Source organism: Sphingobacterium chungjuense (assembly GCF_011316935.1).
Taxonomy (GTDB): Bacteria; Bacteroidota; Bacteroidia; order Sphingobacteriales; family Sphingobacteriaceae; genus Sphingobacterium; species Sphingobacterium chungjuense.
This window is the reverse complement of sequence record NZ_WLYS01000004.1, coordinates 42830-59717: the sequence shown is the minus strand read 5'-3', so window position 1 is coordinate 59717 and position 16888 is coordinate 42830. Positions and strand designations below refer to the sequence as shown.

The following is a 16888-nucleotide window of genomic DNA, read 5'->3' as shown; positions in this document are numbered from 1 at the left end:
GTAAAATTCTATATTTGTACCACGAAAAAAGAATCAGCATGAAGATTTCCTATAATTGGCTTAAGAATTTTATCGATATCGATTCCTATACACCCGACGAACTATCTCTGATACTGACCGATATTGGTCTAGAGGTAGAAGCGGTAGATAAGGTGCAAAGTATTCCAGGCGGATTGGAAGGACTGATAGTTGGGGGAGTATTGACTTGCGAGCGCCATCCAAATGCCGATAAATTGCAAGTCACGACGGTAAATGTCGGAACAGCAGAACCGCTTCAAATTGTATGCGGTGCGCCCAATTGCCGTGCGGGATTGAAAGTAATCGTAGCGCCTCCGGGAGCAGTATGCCATCCGAGCAGTGGTGAGCCATTTAAGATCACGAAATCAAAAATTCGCGGTGAAGTCTCCGAAGGGATGCTGTGTGGTGAAGATGAGGTCGGCTTAGGTACATCACACGCTGGTATTGTCGAATTGCCAGAAGGAACCGTTCCTGGTTTATTAGTGAAGGATTTCTACCAGATGGAAGATGATTTTTGTTTTGAAATCGGCCTGACACCCAATCGTGCTGATGCAGCTTCTCATTTAGGTGTGGCGCGTGACTTGGCAGCGTATTTCCGCAAGGCATTGCAGCCAATCAATACCGAATCGGTAACCGAATCGCAAGCGGCTGGTACAGCCGTAGAAGTGCTTTCACCAGAAGATGCGCCGCGTTATGCCGGAGTTAATATCAGTGGAATTACCGTGGCGGAATCCCCTTCGTGGTTGAAAGAGAAATTACAAACTATTGGTGTGCGCCCGATCAATAATGTGGTCGACGTCACGAATTATATATTGCACGATTTAGGACAACCTTTGCATGCGTTTGATCAAGCAAAGATTGCCGGAAACAAAATCGTAGTACGTAAAGCAAAGACGGATGAGATATTCGTTACTCTAGATGATGTAGAACGCAAGTTGTCTTCCGAAGATCTGGTGATCGCCGATGCAGAAAAGCCGATGTGTATTGCGGGTGTATTTGGCGGCGCCGAATCGGGCGTGACCGAAGCGACCAGCGATATCTTCTTAGAATCAGCATATTTCCATCCGGTTACGGTGCGCAAAACGGCCAAACGCCATGGCTTAAAGACAGATTCTTCCTTCCGTTTTGAGCGTGGCACCGATCCTAACATGCCAGTAATCGCCTTGAAGAAAGCAGCTGCTTTGATCCAAGAAGTAGCCGGCGGACAAGTTTCTTCGGTGATTACAGATTTATATCCAGCGCCAGTAGAAGCTTTTCGCTTCGAGGTGGCTTACAGCCGTGTGCAGCGCCTGATCGGGAAAGCGATTCCGAAAGAAGAAATCCGAGATATCATCCAATCATTGGGCATCGGTATCGAACGAGAGACAGAAGAGGTTTTGGAAGTGGCTGTTCCGCCGTTCAAGGTTGATGTTACGCGTGAAGTCGATGTGATCGAAGAGGTATTGCGCATCTATGGATACAACAATATCGAGTTAGGTACGCAGATTAAAGCGTCGCTAAATACGGTTCAAAAGCCAGATCGTGAAGTCATTTTGAATCAGGTAGCTGATCTGTTGATTGGCAATGGTTATCGGGAGATTTTATCCAATTCCTTGAGTAAGGAAGCGTATGCAGAACATGTGGACACGGCGGTGAAGTTGCTGAATCCACTCAGCACGGATTTGGATACCATGCGCCAAAACTTGTTGTTCTCTGCTTTGACGGCAGTGTCTTACAATCAAAAACGCAAAAGTGCGGATCTGAAAGTGTTTGAGTTCGGCAAGTCCTACCATTTGGTAGAAGATAAGTATCAAGAAAAGTATCATTTAGCAATCGCGATTACGGGAAGGCAAGCTCCTGAACAATGGAATCATGCAACGGCTCCTGTAAATTTCTACGGTATCAAAGCGGTCGTTGATGGGATTTTGAAACGTCTGCGTATTGACGGTATCCGTGTGGAGGAAAGTAGTTCTTCTTACTTCAACTACGGATTGAGCTACAAGAAAGGCGAGAAAACATTGGTAGAATTCGGCGAAGTATCCAAAGCAAACTTAAAGAAAGCAGATGTAGACAAAGCGGTTTTCTTTGCACAGTTTGACTGGGATGCGGTGTTGAAGATGATCAAGAAGCAGACAATAAAGTTTCAAGAGATTTCCAAGTTTCCGGCGGTACGTCGGGATTTGGCTTTGTTGTTAGACGAGAAGGTTTCATTCGAACAACTGCGCCTGATCGCGCAAAAAACCGATCGCAAATTGTTGAAAGAAGTGTCGATTTTTGATGTTTACAAAGGCGATAAATTGCCTGCCGGAAAGAAGTCTTATGCGCTTAGTTTCACCCTTCAGGATGAAAATCAGACGCTAACGGATAAACAAATTGATGGCGTAATTCAAAAATTAATTGTTAACTTTGAGAAGGAAGTTGGCGCTGAGGTGCGCTAAGTGAAAAACATTTGATATAATCGCAAAATATGGCTTCTTTATCTGCGCAAATGGATCTTATCGTCGAGAAGGCGACAAACTTAATTCAATTGTGTGAAGCATACCAAGAGGAAAATGACTTGTTGAAGTTGGAGGTACAATCTCTTCAAGTAGCGCTTGGTACAAGCTCAGAAAAAGTAAAACAATTAGAGGAGAGAGTGAAAGCATTAGCAGTCGCTAAATCCTTTGAAAATTCTGAGGCAGATGCGGCAATAAGTGAAAAAGTACTTGACACGAAACAAAAAATTAACGATTTTGTCCGTGAAATAGATAAATGTATCAATCTGCTGAAATAGCCAAAGGCAACCAGCATGGATAGCATACATTTTTAAGCTCAAAGAAATGGGAGATATTTCCATAAAAATAAATATCGCAGACCGGGTGTATCCGTTGCGCGTAGAGACGGAAGAAGAAGAGGTGATACGTTACGCTGCGAAATTGATAAACGAAAAAATAAAAGAATTGCAAGACAATTATGCAGTTCGTGATAAACAAGATTTGCTATCCATGTGTGTGCTGCAATATGCCACCGGGATGATCAAAGCAGAACGCAATGCACAGGATCAAGGTCAGGGCATTGAACAATCTGTACACGAATTGGACAAACTGTTGACCGATTTTTTTAATAAATAGAAATACGTTCTTTATTTACGGGCTTAAAACAACGAATTTGCCGCAGTTAAATTCGGGTTGTCACTATTTTAAACTTAACGCTTCAATATCACGAGCAAAACAAGATGTAGGCCATTTTGCGAAAGCCATCTGGGTCATGATCATACGCTCAAATCATGTGAATTCGAAGTTTAATAATACATGGAACCTGATTTTTAATTGCGGTTTTTTTTTGACTGAATTTTAATTATTTACTCTATATAAAATGGATATATCTATCACCATATCGATCATCATATCGCTGGTAATAGGCATCGTGATCGGGCGATACCTATTACAGATGTTGCTCAAGAAACAGGAGCAGACTGCCAATGAAAAGGCAGAAAATATCGTAAAGGAAGCCGAAAAACAAGCGGAGCACGTTAAGAAACAACGTCATCTTGAAGCAAAAGAAAAATTCCTACAATTAAAAGCGGAGCACGAGAAAGAAGTAAATCAACGTAATAGCACTGTCGCTCAGAAAGAGAACTCTATCAAACAAAAAGAACAGTCGCTCAACCAAAAGTTGGAAAATGCCAATCGCGATAAGCAAGAGCTGGAAGCCCGTGGCAAAAAGCTAGAGCAAATGATCGAGATCAATGACAAAAAGCGCGAAGAAGTAGAGGCGTTGAAGAATCAGCACATCAAACAGCTGGAAACGATCGCTGGATTGACGGCTGAGGAAGCCAAGGAGCAATTGGTAAGTTCACTACGCGAAGAAGCACGTTCGCAGGCGATCATGCAGATCAAAGATATTGTAGATGAAGCGAAATTGACCGCGTCGAAAGAAGCGAAGAAAGTCGTGATCCAAACCATACAACGTACCGCTACAGAATCTGCCATTGAGAATACCGTATCGATTTTCAATATCGAAAATGACGAAGTCAAAGGACGCATTATTGGCCGCGAAGGTCGTAATATTCGTGCATTGGAAGCGGCAACGGGCGTAGAAATCATTGTGGATGATACACCTGAAGCGATTATCCTTTCTGGGTTTGATCCTGTGCGTCGCGAAATTGCGCGTTTATCGCTTCACCGTTTGGTAACGGATGGCCGTATTCACCCAGCTCGTATTGAAGAAGTAGTGGCGAAAACACGCTCACAAATCGAAGATGAAATTGTAGAAATCGGTGAACGTACTGCTATTGATTTAGGAATTCACGGATTGCATCCGGAATTGATTCGTATGGTTGGCCGCATGCGTTACCGCTCATCTTACGGGCAAAACTTATTACAACACTCGCGCGAGGTGGCAAATTTTGCGGCAACAATGGCAGCAGAATTGGGCTTGAATGTAAAACTGGCTAAACGTGCTGGACTATTACACGATATTGGTAAAGTGCCCGACGATAATCCAGAACTGCCACACGCCATCTTGGGTATGCAGTTGGCCGAAAAATATAAAGAACATCCAGAAGTATGTAATGCGATCGGCGCTCACCACGACGAGATCGAGATGACCTCGATGATCTCACCAATTATTCAGGCTTGTGATGCGATTTCTGGTGCACGTCCGGGGGCGCGTAGAGAAGTAGTGGAAAGCTACATCAAGCGATTGAAGGAATTGGAAGATCTCGCGCTATCTTATCCGGGTGTAGAGAAAACCTTTGCTATACAAGCTGGTCGTGAACTGCGCGTCGTCGTAGAAAGCGAAAAAGTAAACGATACCGATGCCGAAATCTTGGCGGCGGATATTTCTAACCGCATTCAGACGGAGATGACCTATCCAGGTCAAATAAAAGTAACTGTAATTCGGGAAACTAGATCTGTTTCGTTTGCTAAATAACTAATTAATACTCATCATGAGTTGGTTTAAATAGGTATAACAAGCAAAGCTGTCCTAAAATGGGGCGGCTTTGTTTTTTTATGATATTTGATGCCAAGATGTTTCTCCACAGAATACATACTAAGCGTAGCGTTTGTGAAACAAATTGATGATTTGCCTGTAAAGTAGTAGTAGTAGTACTTTTTTATGTTTAGCGAAAATAAATATCTTTAATCGTTTTTTTGCTTGATGTAAATTTATTCATTAAAATAATGACAAATATTAATTCTATGCAGGAAGATGCCGCAAGCGGCTTGTCGAGGACACTGGTCTGGCTGATGGCTATCATTTCAGGACTAGTCGTAGCGAACAATTATTACAATCAACCTTTATTGGCGCTTATTGCTTCAGAGTTTAACATTGCTGAAAGTGCAGCAGGCAAAATATCCGTATTAACTCAGATAGGATACGCTGCAGGACTGTTATTGGTCGTGCCTTTAGGCGACAAACTCTTACGGAAAAGGCTTATTCTAATCGATTTAATCTTGGTTATTGCCTCTTTATTATGGATGACTTTTGCACGCGAGCTATGGATGCTTTATGTAGCAAGTTTGTTGATTGGAGCTACTTCAGTCATTCCGCAACTGTTTGTTCCGATCGCAGCACAGCTTTCAAATGACCGAGAAAAATCAACTAATATTGGATTGGTGATGTCGGGCTTGTTATTGGGTATTCTGCTTTCGCGTTTTTTCGGAGGTATTGTAGGCGAATTGTGGGGATGGCGTTCTATGTTTGGTATTGCAGCCGGAATAATGGTTTTTGTTTGGTTTGTGATTTACAAAATGCTTCCCGAAATGCACCCTAACTTTAAAGGTAGCTATAAGCAATTGATGCTTTCTGTGGTTGAGCTAGCAAGGACGCAACCTGTTTTGCAGTTGGCGTCTTTTCGTGGGGCTATGGCCTTTGGCTCTATGTCTGCTGTATTTACAACCTTAGTATTTCATATGGAGCAGCCGCCCTTTAGTGTAGGCGCTTCAGTTGTAGGAAGTTTTGGTTTAGCTGGTGCAGTCGGAGCTTTGGCTGCAGCAAAAGTAGGTAAACTGCAATCGGCCATAGGTACATACCGTACGATATTATATTCGTTGTTGGTTTTGATCGGCAGTTGGGGATTTACTTATTTCGCAGGCGAAACATATTGGGGACTCATTGTGGGAGTAATTCTTCTGGATCTAGGAGTGCAGGGTAGTCACATTATGAATCAAACGGATTATTTTGCCCTAAAGATAGAGGCAGTCAATAGGCTGAATACCGTGTACATGGTTTGCTATTTTATCGGAGGATCACTCGGCACATGGTTGGCTTCGATCGCCTGGCAGTATGCTCAGTGGGAAGGTGTTTGTGCGGTAGGAGCTACCTTTGGGTTGTTGGGCTTGGTGGCACATTTATTATTCAGTAGAAAAGTACGTTTAGCAGCCGCGAATACTTAAGTTCATCGTATATAATACAGGTAAAATAGCATGTTGATGCTCTAAAACTCAATTTTTAGAGCATCAGCATTAAAGTGAATAGTTTATCGATCTGACCAAACAGCTAATTCATTGCCAGATGGATCTAGAAATTGAAAGCGATGCCCTCCCGGAAAAGAAAATATATCTTTAGTGATCGTTCCACCAGCTTGCACAACATTGTCTTTTGCTAAAGCTAAATCTTCATGATACAGCACAACTAGTGCACCATTGATGATTTCTTCTTCTATTCCTTCAAAACCGCCATCTAAGCCGCTTCCTGAAAATGCCACGTAATTGGCGCCATAATCGGTGAAATTCCATGCGAAAGCCTTGGTGTAAAACGCTTTAGTAGCGGGTAGATCTTGAGCCTTGAATTCAATATAGTTGATATGGTTGTTCGTCATGGTGTGTTGTTTTACGAAAGGGTCTCTATCATAGAAAGCTAATTGCCAAAGGAAACGTTTAGATTGTGTTTCTCTGCGTAATCCTGTCCCAACGTGAGAAGAGCGACATACTTCTCTTCATAAGCTGATCCATATGTTTCAATAATCTTTTCAGATTCGGCCATGATTTCATTTTCTGTTTGTTTTTGATCACACATCTTCGCCAGATTTTTATATTCTTTTTGATATACGGGCAGTACAAATTTGAAGAGATCCAAGGCTGCTTTCTGGAGCACTTTGCCATCCTCATCCGGAGCTGTACTATCTTCAATCTTTTTAATCGTCTGCTCGATGTAAGCAATTTTGTTGTCTACAATTTGTTGTGCTTCGTCACCCTTCTTTTTGGTGTCGGGCATATCCGGAAATTCAACAGTTTCCGCTACTAAAGATTTGGCAAAACGTTCCGATGCAAACTCATTAAGAATATTAGTATTTAAAACCGTGGTTTGAAAGAATTCATCTGGTGATGGGCGATTGCAGCTCATCAATAGGCCAATAGTTAAAGCTGTAAGGGATAAAAATAAATTGAATCTCATAGATGTTTATTTGTGTTTAATAGTGTGCTTGTTATTGATATATGATGTCTATTATTTATAAGTACGCTAATAAAACATCATGTTGGGTTTCGAAATATAATAGAATTACGATTCTGATTGCGCCAACCAATCGTCATAAGATAATACACCTAAGCTTGGTTTAGGCGTACCATCAAGCAAAGCTAGGAATTCCAGTTGATTGCCATCCGGATCGTTGAAATAGATCGCCAATGCCGGCATCCAACAAAAAACCATCGGTTGCACAGATCCGTCTTTCAAAAAATTGTAAGGCACAAGATGATGCTTTTGCAGAAAATCCACCGATTTGCTTAATACAAAATCTTTATCACAATGGAATGCAAAATGACGGGTTTGCAAATTATTGGTTTCTTCCCAAAGGCCTAGCATACTCGTTTTGTCATTGTTGGGCATATACAGGAAAGCAATTCGGCGATCATCATCCAAATGGCCCACAGTTAAACCCAAAATTTCAGTGTAAAATGCAATAGCTTTTTCTAGGTTACTTACCTGTATGTGTGTTTCGTATATTCCGTTTATCATCTGTACAAATCTTATAACAAATTTAGTGTTATTAGCATCTAGTAAGTATTCATTAATCAACTTTTCTGCGCGATGGCATCGATTTCAAAAAGCATGCCGCTAAGCGCTAATTGTTGAACAGGAATGAGCGTACTGGTAGGCAGAGCTGTCTTTTCCCAATTCGCACGAGCTTCCTCACTCCACATCGCTAATTTGTCTTCATTGTGATCTACGATCAACAAAGTGATCTTTACCACATCGTGCATATTGAAAGATTGTAGCTCCAGTTGCAGCTTCAAATTTTGTAGTGCGGCGCGTACTTGCGTCCTGAAATCGGTCGAAAGTTCATGATTAAGTCCGATGCCGCCGCTTTGTCCGGATACGAAGCATATCGACGTTGGATTGGTTACTTTGATACTGTGGGCAAATCCATAAGGAGTCGGATCAAAGAGATCTGTTGGGTTGATGGTGTGTCTATTTGTCTTATTCATTACATTTGTATTTTAAGACAAATGTGGCAAGTAGCGCCTACAAAAACGTATACAAATGTTGAGGTTTTACCTTTTCAACTCTTTGATGATACGGCTTAGTTGCGTAGGAGTGATGCCGAGGTAAGAGGCAATATGATGTTTTTTCAAACGCATAAACATGGGCAAATCATGTTGCAATTTTAGGTATCGCTCTTTTGCCGTTTCATTACGCAGTGCGATTTCTAAAGGTTCTTTTTTTAGCACCCAATTGATTTCCAGATAATGCATATGAAATAATGCGATGTCATGATAAGTATTGCAAAGTTGTTTAAAACTGTCGACTAGGTATCTGATGATGCTGAAATCTTCGAGAGCCACAATCGCAAATTGGCTGTGCAAATGACTGATCGTGGCAGAGGTGGACGCTACAAAACTATTCTCTGCAAAAAACATTTTATAGCACACATCACCATTTTTGGTCGTTGTATAGTATCCTGCCAGACCTTTTACGATAAAATAGATGTATTTCGCAGGCTCATCCGCCAATTGCAAAAATGTGCCTTTTTTTATTTCCTGTTTCACGCAGATTTCTAGAAAAGCATTGCTACTCTCTGTCGAAAGCTTTTGATACCGTTCTACTTGTTCGATGAAAGTGTTCATTCATTGTTGAATAGGATTTGCAAAGATAAATGATATCCGGCTGATATACTTCTTCTTTGTCAATCCACCGTGCTGCTTTGCGCATAAGCATTATTTCAGTCCGTTTTTAGTATCTTCGTGCATAGCCCGATAGGATTCGTTGCGGTTTGTAGGCAACAGTTCTCGGTCGTTGAGGTTCAATCCATTTCTATGCAAATCTTACTAGTAGAAGATGATAATCGTATAAGCAGCTTTCTGATAAAGGGATTGGAAGAAGTTGGCTATTCGGTCACGCTATCCAAAAATGCAGAGGAAGTGCTCGAACATTATATCGAGATGTCGTGGGATTTGATGATCGTAGATGTGATGTTGCCCAAGATGGATGGCATTCAGCTAGTGCAATCGCTTCGCTACAAAAAGAATCTCGTACCGATATTGATGTTGAGCGCCTTGCAAACCGTGAATGACAAAGTATCGGCATTGGATTCTGGTGCCGATGATTACATGACAAAACCATTTCATTTTGCGGAATTGTTATCACGAATCCAAGCTTTAACACGACGTCATGGTCAACAGCCTACACCGCGTTCTAACATTCTTGAAATTGCCGATTTACAGATTGATCTACATCAATATCAAGTAAGTAGGGGCGGGGTGGCCATTGAGCTTTCGCCTCGCGAATTTAAGCTGTTTAAATATTTGGTGGATCACAAGAATATGGCCTTGAGTCGCCTACAAATATTAAATGCGGTGTGGAATATTCATTTCGACAACCATACCAATGTGGTAGACGTATACATATCCTATCTTCGAAACAAGTTGGAAACAGCCGATCTCAAATACATCTACACGGTGAAAGGTATCGGCTATATGTTTAAAAGTACCAATATCTGATCATATGAAGCTCAGATCGCGTCTTTCATATTATTCCTTGGTTATCTTTAGCGTATTATTTGTATTTACCTCAGTAATCATTTATACCTTATTCTATAGATGGGCGCAGCAAAACGAATATAAGAATCTGCAAAATACGACCTTAGTATCTGCAGTATATTACCTAGAGAAAGATGAGCAAACGCATGCAGAGCATGTAAGTGTGCAGAATGAGTTGCAACGATTAATTTCTACGACCAACATTGCGGTCTATGATAGTACCGACAAGCAAGCATACGGGCGGATGGAACAGGATGTGCTGCTTTCTCCAGCTGTTTTGGCCAAGACTCGAGCAGATGATTATTATGTTTTTGAATCCAAAACTGACTTTTATGCGGGTATACATTACCATGATAATCAGGGAGATTTTGTGGTGTTTACGCGAAGCAGCAAAGAAAGTTTTAATGAGTTGATGTATGTGCTCCTAGGTATTCTGAGTGCGGTTTTCTTATCGAGTTTGCTCATCATCCTGTTATTTTCGCGGTGGCTTGGCAAAATTGCTTACGAACCTATTTTGCGTATCATCGAACAGGTTAATACCCGCGATCATCAAAACCTTACGGTGCCTATTACGATTGATCGCAGTTACGAAGAAGTCGACGAACTGATTCAAAGTTATAACCGTTTCATCAAACGGATTAGCCAAACGTTTAATATTCAAAAAAACTTCATCGATTACGTATCGCATGAGCTGCGGACGCCGATTGCTGCATTGTTGGGCACATTGGAGGTGACCAATCAAAAAGAAAGATCCGTAGAGGAATACAAGACTATGGTTAGGCAGCTGGATGAATACATTCAAGATTTGCAATCTACCTTAGATCACATGATGTTGCTTACTGGTGCGAAAACCAATTTTGACTTTGCTCCGATGCGTATTGACGAAGTGCTCTGGGAAGTGGTAGAGCATGCCACGATGTATCACAATGCTCAGATCGAAGTGTACATGGATGTGAAGGATAACCATTTTTTGGAGATGAATGGCAATGACAAATTGCTGGAGCTGGCAATAAATAACCTCGTTGAAAATGCCATTAAATATTCCGACAACCAAACGGTGTATTTATCGCTGCATGAAAATAATGGGCAACTGAGTATTCGGATCTTAGATCATGGTATTGGCATTCCAAACGAGGATTTGGAGCGCGTGACACAAAATTTTTTTCGCGGGCAAAACTCGTCTGCCTATCAAGGCAAAGGCATAGGCCTGTCCATGGCGAGCATTGTTTTCTCTTTGCATGGTATACAGATGAACATTGCGTCTGGACAGGCCGGCACGACAGTTACCTTGCTGTTTTCCAAAGATTAGTGCTTCCGCAAAGCATTTCTAATCAAATTCTAATCTTAATCAGAAATAGGCTTAATCTTGGCCGCGTACTTTTGAGACTTTACAAATTGGTAGTACGTCTTGAAAACATTATACATCATGCTATTGTCCGGCATACTCTTTTCGCAAGTCGGGCAAGCTCAGACCTTTTCTTTAGAAGAGTTGGAGGCTGCTTTCTTGCAGAACAATTATATGCTGATTGCCTCGCGATTCCAAGTCAACCAAGCGGATGCCGAGATCGTGCAGGAAAAGCTGTGGGACAATCCCACGCTAAGTATCAGTGAGGTCAATCTTTGGAGTAATCGCACCAGTGAGCAGTTCGCCAGGCTATTTGGAAATTATGGTCGCACGCAGCAATTTGCGATTGATCTGGAGCAATTGATTGAGACGGCAGGCAAGCGGAAAAAACGCGTAGCGATTCGTTCGCTCGAAAAAAATAATGCCGTATTTGAATACGAAGAGGTGATGCGCGAGTTGCGCAAAGACCTGCGGCAAGCATATAATGAGTTGTACGTAATCAGCAATGATCTCGGCAAACTGCAAGAATCTGTAACTGTGTTTGCTAATCTAAGCGAGACATTCAAAAGGCAAGCGGCCAGTCAAAATATTTCGAAAGCAGATTGGTTGCGCGTGCAGTCGGAGCTAGTCACGATGGAAAAAGAGCAAGTCGATTTGCAAGCTGAATTGATTGAGGCGATCGGGGTGATTCAAGCATTGACCAGTATGCCAGATCTGAGCATCCAACAACTCTCATTTGCAGATATGTCACAGCGGATCAACCGTAGTGTGCCTTTAGACACGCGAGCTATGGCTTTCGAAAATAACTTAGGCATCAAAAAACAGCAAAACCAACTTCTAATCGCCGATAAAGAGCTGGAACTGGAGTTAGCCAACAGAAAGCCTGATCTTACTGTCGGGATAAACTATGATCGAGGCGGAAATATTATGCAAGATTTCTTTGGGTTAGGTGTGAGTATGGACCTTCCTATATTCAACCGGAATAAAGGCAATATCAAGGTGGCTCAATATCAGATTGAGGAGCAGCGCGCCAACCGATCTGCGATCGAAATTGCCTTGGATACACGACTGACAAGTCTTACCGCACAGCTTGTGCAATACCGACAAACACTCGATCGCTGGTCTGCCTTGGATGTAGGAGCAGAGAGCAAAATGTTGGAAAATTACCATAAAAATATGCTTTCCAAGCAAATCACCTTGCTCGAATTTATTGACTTTACGCAAGCTTGGCGCGCATCGTACCAATCGATGTTGGAGATACAGAAAAATTATTTAAACACATACGAAGAATTACAATTTGTCGTCGGCAATGACTTTTAGCACCATGAATAAGCACATCACGCACTATTTAATTTTAGCCAGTATGGCTCTTTCTGCTTGTGGATCGACTACAAGTACAAATGCCGAAAATGAGCAAACGCCAGATTCGACACAGTCGTATTGCCTCAACGAACAACTGCGCGGAAGCACCGCTATTCTGGAAGTGCTGGAGCGCCCGGTAACCGAGCAATTAGCACTTTCTGGAAAGATAGCCTATAATGAAAATGACTTGGTGGCCTTTCAAAGTTTACTGGTCGGAACGGTAGATCAGGTTAGATTTGAGTTGGGGGATTTTGTACGTAAAGGGCAGGTACTTGCTACCGTGAAATCCAGTGACATACAAGATTTGGTACAGCAGCGTCGTTCCCTCCAAAGTCAGATTCATTTACTTAAAAGTCAGCTACAGACCAAGCAAGAATTGTTGGAAGATGGTCTTGCTTCCAAACCTGAAGTCCTAGAGATGGAAAACGAATTGGCCACAGCACGTATAGAATTGGATCGCGTAACGCAATCGCTACAGCTGTTTAGAGCCGAAGGATCTGGTACTTTTCAGATTTTGGCGCCGAAAGATGGCTACATCATACAAAAGGCGATCAGCGCAGGACAAAGTATTACGGAAGACAATGAACCACTTTTTTCCATATCAAATTTGAAACAAGTGTGGGTGATGGTCAATATTTACGCACGCAATCTGCGTTTCGTCAATACCGGCGATGCCGTAAAAGTACGTACCGTGGCATACCCCGATCAGTTATATACGGGCAAAATCGATAAGATTTATCATGTGTTTGATAATGAGGAACATGTTCTAAAAGCGCGTGTTGTATTGGAAAATCAAAACCTAAACTTGATGCCGGGTTTGAGCGCTGATATCATCATTGATCGCAAGAGTTCGGCCGAAAAAGCATTTGCCATACCTAACGCCGCCAAGGTTTTTAGTAACAATAAAGAATACGTGGTCATCTACAAAGACGATTGCCAACTAGAAGTAAGGCAGATTACGCAAATTGCTAGTAATGAAGAATATACTTACGTAAAGGAACGATTTGTGCCAGATGAAAAAGTAATTGGATCAAATGCCTTATTGATATTCGAACAGCTAAATCACTAAGTTACCCATGAAGAAGTTTGTACAACAAATAGTTACCTTTTCACTGCGTAACACCACACTTATTTTATTTGGCACGATGCTACTGCTTTTTGCAGGCGTCTACGCATTACGCCATACGCCAATAGAAGCTTTTCCCGACGTTACCAATACGCGCGCGCGCATCATCACGCAGTGGCCAGGCCGAAGTGCAGAGGAGATGGAGAAATTGGTGACGTTACCCATCTCGAAAGAGATGAATAGCATTCCCAAAAAATCACATATTCGCTCGATTTCTTTGTTTGGGCTTTCTGTCGTTACGGTACAGTTTGATGATGGTGTGGATGATTTTTATGCGCAGCAATATGTGGCCAATAAGCTCAATGGCGTCAATCTGCCGGACGATGTGGATGCGGAAATTGAACCGCCTTCTGGCGCCACCGGAGAGATATTTCGCTATGTCATCAAAAGCGATCTACCGATCAAAGAGGTTTCGGCCATCCAAGATTGGGTAATCGAAAGAGAACTCTTGAGCGTATCCGGTGTGGCGGATATTGTGAGTTTTGGAGGCGAAGAGAAGATCTATGAAATCAAAATTAATCCTACCGAACTAAAGAATTTCGATTTGTCACCTTTGGACGTATACGAAGCAGTAGCACGCTCTAATATCAATGTAGGTGGTGATGTGATCCAGCAAGGCGATCAAGCGTACGTAGTGCGCGGTGTTGGTCTTTTGGACAAAGTCGAAGATATCGGCAATATTACCATCAAGCTCAATCGATCTACGCCCGTGTTGATCAAAAACGTAGCCGATGTTGTGATTTCCAGCAAACCTCGGTTAGGGCAAGTGGGCTATAATGATGATGATGATCTGGTACAAGGTATTGTCATTATGTTGCGTGGTGAAAATCCAAATGAAGTCATCGAACGATTGAAAACCAAGATCGAAGAACTGAATACGCGAATCCTGCCTGAAAATGTAAAAATGGAAACGGTCATAGACCGAACCAAATTGGTCGATAATACGGTGCATACGGTCTCTAGAAACCTGATTGAAGGTGTACTATTGGTTTCACTGATCGTATTCATCTTCTTATACAATTGGAAATCTACGTTCATTGTAGCCTCCGTGATTCCTCTGGCATTCTTGTTTGCCATCATTATGCTCAAAATCCAAGGATTGCCGGCCAACCTGATCTCCATGGGATCGCTGGATTTTGGGCTCTTGCTGGAAGGTACGCTCGTGATTGTAGAAACGGTATTTGTGGCATTGGCAACGGTATCGCACCAAGTGGGCAAAGAACGATTTGCCAAAATGAGCAAAATGGGGATTATTAAGAAAAGCGCCGGTAGCGTCGCGTCCTATATTTTCTTTGCTTTGCTGATTTTGATCGTAGCCTTGCTTCCCATTTTCTCTTTCCAAAAAGTAGAAGGCAAGATGTTTTCGCCTTTAGCATTTACATTGGGATACGCACTCTTTGGTTCTTTGCTATTGAGCTTGACCTACGTGCCTGCCATGTGTAAGTTATTATTTACGAAAGATATAGAGGAGAAAGAAAATGCAATTACGCGCTTTTTCCAACGAAATATCTATGGTATGTATGCCGCAGCATTTCGCTATAAGAAGGCTACCATAGTCCTATTTATTGGCATTTTGAGTGTCTGTGTGTTGAAATTTATGCATTATGGATCCGAATTTTTGCCGCAGCTTAATGAAGGTGCGATCTATATCCGAGCAACATTGCCTAATAGCATTAGTCTCAAAGAATCGACACGCTTGACCAAAGAGATGAAGCAGATGATGCGCGAAAGCAGTAATGCGATCGACTTTATCTTGACGCAGACAGGTAGACCTAATGATGGTACCGATCCAACGGGATTTTTTAATATAGAATTCAATGTGCAGCTCAAGGATGAAGGGGAGTGGGAGCGAGGCGTATCCAAAGAACAGATCATTCAAGATCTACGCGAAAAACTCAACCGTTATCCTGGTATTAACTTTGGCTTTAGCCAGCCGATTCAAGATAATGTGGAAGAATATGTAGCCGGCGTGAAAAGTTCGCTGGTGATCAAAATCTTCGGTGATGACCTGAATGACTTGGAAAGCTACGCCAATCAGGTTGCTGCTTCGATCGAAAAGGTACAAGGCATAACGGATATCAACGTCTATAAAAACATTGGACAGCCCGAGCTCCGTATACAGTTGCATGATTCTGAAATGGCCAAATATGGTGTGTTTACCGATGATGTACAAGCGGTAATTGCGATGACGATTGGCGGACAAGCAGCGACTAAGTTTTACGAAGGAGATCGCCAGTTTGATGTGGTATTGCGTTTTGAAGAAGGCTATCGCGATACGCCAGAAAAGATTCGCAACATCTTGATTCCAACTAGCAATGATCAAAGTATTCCGCTGCAAGAGATTGCTACGGTAGATTATCATACTGGTCCGGCATTTATTTACCGAGAAGGCAATAGTCGCTACATTGGTGTCGGATTTAGCATTGAAGGCCGCGATCTTGGTAGCACCATCGAAGATGCCAAACGCGTCGTAGCAAATGAGGTGAAATTGCCGAAAGAAAATCATATGGAATGGGCCGGTGAGTTTGAAAGTAAAGAGCGCGCCGCGCAGCAATTGGGATTAGTGGTGCCTGTGTCCTTAGTGCTCATTTTATTGCTATTGTACTTTAACTTTGGGAATTTTACGGATACTGCGGTGGCAGCGCTGACATTGCCATTTGCTTTTATTGGTGGCTTTATCTCGCTATGGATTACGGGTACCATCTTTGGAATTTCGGCGGGAATTGGATTTATTATTTTATTTGGTGTCGCGACGATTGATGGTATTGTATTGATCGGTGTGATCCGGGATAATTTAAATCGTAAGTACAGTCTTATCGAAGCTATTCAGCAAGGTGTACGTAGCCGTATTCGTCCGGTCGTGATGATTGCTTTAATGGGTTCCATGGGCTTGCTTCCAGCAGCGTTATCTACGGGCATGGGATCTGAAATTCAAAAGCCTTTGGCGATTATGATTGTAGGTGGTTTATTAATATGTCTGATTCTTTCGTTCACCATTTTACCAGTTGTTTTCTATTTTGCACATCGGAAAACTCACCGGTAAAACGGGCTATGTCTAATGATTTTGCTATCTTTGAGGTGATTACAAAAAAGATA

General features: G+C 42.2%; 15 protein-coding genes. 10 read left to right on the top strand and 5 right to left on the bottom strand.

Annotated features, from left to right (window positions below; all coding sequences use genetic code 11):
• Positions 1-38 precede the first annotated feature (38 nt).
• The 5 genes from pheT to GKO22_RS10935 all read left to right on the top strand — a co-directional run bounded on the left by pheT (position 39) and on the right by GKO22_RS10935 (position 6377).
• Entirely contained in the window at positions 39-2435 is a 2397-nt protein-coding gene (gene pheT, locus GKO22_RS10955) for a phenylalanine--tRNA ligase subunit beta (RefSeq protein ID WP_166335009.1), read from the top strand.
• 29 nt (positions 2436-2464) lie between these two features.
• Positions 2465-2770 (top strand): hypothetical protein, encoded by a 306-nt coding sequence (locus tag GKO22_RS10950; protein WP_116774298.1) that lies wholly within the window; start codon positions 2465-2467, stop codon positions 2768-2770.
• Positions 2771-2816: 46 nt separating this feature from the next.
• On the top strand, positions 2817-3107 hold the full coding sequence (locus tag GKO22_RS10945) for a cell division protein ZapA (RefSeq protein WP_066752987.1): 291 nt from the start codon (positions 2817-2819) through the stop codon (positions 3105-3107).
• Between the two features lie 244 nt (positions 3108-3351).
• Entirely contained in the window at positions 3352-4911 is a 1560-nt protein-coding gene (gene rny / locus GKO22_RS10940; RefSeq protein WP_166335007.1) for a ribonuclease Y, read from the top strand.
• A gap of 251 nt (positions 4912-5162) precedes the next feature.
• Positions 5163-6377 (top strand): MFS transporter, encoded by a 1215-nt coding sequence (locus GKO22_RS10935; RefSeq protein WP_240920267.1) that lies wholly within the window; start codon positions 5163-5165, stop codon positions 6375-6377.
• Between the two features lie 83 nt (positions 6378-6460).
• On the opposite strand, the gene GKO22_RS10930 is transcribed toward GKO22_RS10935, so the two are convergent.
• The 5 genes from GKO22_RS10930 to GKO22_RS10910 form a co-directional block, all read right to left on the bottom strand.
• Complete coding sequence (locus tag GKO22_RS10930) at positions 6461-6802, bottom strand: VOC family protein (RefSeq protein WP_166335005.1); 342 nt, start codon at positions 6800-6802, stop codon at positions 6461-6463.
• A gap of 38 nt (positions 6803-6840) precedes the next feature.
• Positions 6841-7377, bottom strand: a complete 537-nt coding sequence (locus GKO22_RS10925; RefSeq protein ID WP_166335003.1) for a hypothetical protein — start codon at positions 7375-7377, stop codon at positions 6841-6843.
• 105 nt (positions 7378-7482) lie between these two features.
• The gene (locus GKO22_RS10920) at positions 7483-7938 is read right to left on the bottom strand and encodes a VOC family protein (protein WP_166335001.1); all 456 of its coding nucleotides are present in this window, start codon (positions 7936-7938) and stop codon (positions 7483-7485) included.
• A gap of 56 nt (positions 7939-7994) precedes the next feature.
• The gene (locus GKO22_RS10915) at positions 7995-8408 is read right to left on the bottom strand and encodes a RidA family protein (RefSeq protein ID WP_166334999.1); all 414 of its coding nucleotides are present in this window, start codon (positions 8406-8408) and stop codon (positions 7995-7997) included.
• Between the two features lie 66 nt (positions 8409-8474).
• The gene (locus tag GKO22_RS10910) at positions 8475-9047 is read right to left on the bottom strand and encodes a Crp/Fnr family transcriptional regulator (protein ID WP_166334997.1); all 573 of its coding nucleotides are present in this window, start codon (positions 9045-9047) and stop codon (positions 8475-8477) included.
• Between the two features lie 189 nt (positions 9048-9236).
• Between GKO22_RS10910 and GKO22_RS10905 the strand changes: the two genes are divergently transcribed.
• The 5 genes from GKO22_RS10905 to GKO22_RS10885 all read left to right on the top strand — a co-directional run bounded on the left by GKO22_RS10905 (position 9237) and on the right by GKO22_RS10885 (position 16835).
• On the top strand, positions 9237-9920 hold the full coding sequence (locus GKO22_RS10905) for a response regulator transcription factor (protein WP_166334995.1): 684 nt from the start codon (positions 9237-9239) through the stop codon (positions 9918-9920).
• A gap of 4 nt (positions 9921-9924) precedes the next feature.
• A complete protein-coding gene (locus GKO22_RS10900) occupies positions 9925-11268 on the top strand; it encodes a sensor histidine kinase (RefSeq protein WP_166334993.1) in 1344 nt (447 codons plus the stop codon).
• Between the two features lie 99 nt (positions 11269-11367).
• Positions 11368-12624, top strand: a complete 1257-nt coding sequence (locus GKO22_RS10895; RefSeq protein WP_166334991.1) for a TolC family protein — start codon at positions 11368-11370, stop codon at positions 12622-12624.
• A gap of 4 nt (positions 12625-12628) precedes the next feature.
• The gene (locus GKO22_RS10890) at positions 12629-13735 is read left to right on the top strand and encodes an efflux RND transporter periplasmic adaptor subunit (protein WP_166334989.1); all 1107 of its coding nucleotides are present in this window, start codon (positions 12629-12631) and stop codon (positions 13733-13735) included.
• 7 nt (positions 13736-13742) lie between these two features.
• Complete coding sequence (locus tag GKO22_RS10885) at positions 13743-16835, top strand: efflux RND transporter permease subunit (protein ID WP_166334987.1); 3093 nt, start codon at positions 13743-13745, stop codon at positions 16833-16835.
• The last annotated feature ends 53 nt before the right edge of the window (positions 16836-16888 follow it).

Coding starts and splice junctions, on each gene's coding strand:
- pheT (WP_166335009.1), top strand. CDS start 39: ATGAAGATTTCCTATAATTGGCTTAAGAATTTTATCGATATCGATTCC.
- GKO22_RS10885 (WP_166334987.1), top strand. CDS start 13,743: ATGAAGAAGTTTGTACAACAAATAGTTACCTTTTCACTGCGTAACACC.
- GKO22_RS10910 (WP_166334997.1), bottom strand. CDS start 9,047: ATGAACACTTTCATCGAACAAGTAGAACGGTATCAAAAGCTTTCGACA.
- GKO22_RS10920 (WP_166335001.1), bottom strand. CDS start 7,938: ATGATAAACGGAATATACGAAACACACATACAGGTAAGTAACCTAGAA.
- GKO22_RS10915 (WP_166334999.1), bottom strand. CDS start 8,408: ATGAATAAGACAAATAGACACACCATCAACCCAACAGATCTCTTTGAT.
- GKO22_RS10950 (WP_116774298.1), top strand. CDS start 2,465: ATGGCTTCTTTATCTGCGCAAATGGATCTTATCGTCGAGAAGGCGACA.
- GKO22_RS10930 (WP_166335005.1), bottom strand. CDS start 6,802: ATGACGAACAACCATATCAACTATATTGAATTCAAGGCTCAAGATCTA.
- GKO22_RS10925 (WP_166335003.1), bottom strand. CDS start 7,377: ATGAGATTCAATTTATTTTTATCCCTTACAGCTTTAACTATTGGCCTA.
- GKO22_RS10935 (WP_240920267.1), top strand. CDS start 5,163: ATGACAAATATTAATTCTATGCAGGAAGATGCCGCAAGCGGCTTGTCG.
- GKO22_RS10890 (WP_166334989.1), top strand. CDS start 12,629: ATGAATAAGCACATCACGCACTATTTAATTTTAGCCAGTATGGCTCTT.
- GKO22_RS10900 (WP_166334993.1), top strand. CDS start 9,925: ATGAAGCTCAGATCGCGTCTTTCATATTATTCCTTGGTTATCTTTAGC.
- GKO22_RS10945 (WP_066752987.1), top strand. CDS start 2,817: ATGGGAGATATTTCCATAAAAATAAATATCGCAGACCGGGTGTATCCG.
- GKO22_RS10905 (WP_166334995.1), top strand. CDS start 9,237: ATGCAAATCTTACTAGTAGAAGATGATAATCGTATAAGCAGCTTTCTG.
- rny (WP_166335007.1), top strand. CDS start 3,352: ATGGATATATCTATCACCATATCGATCATCATATCGCTGGTAATAGGC.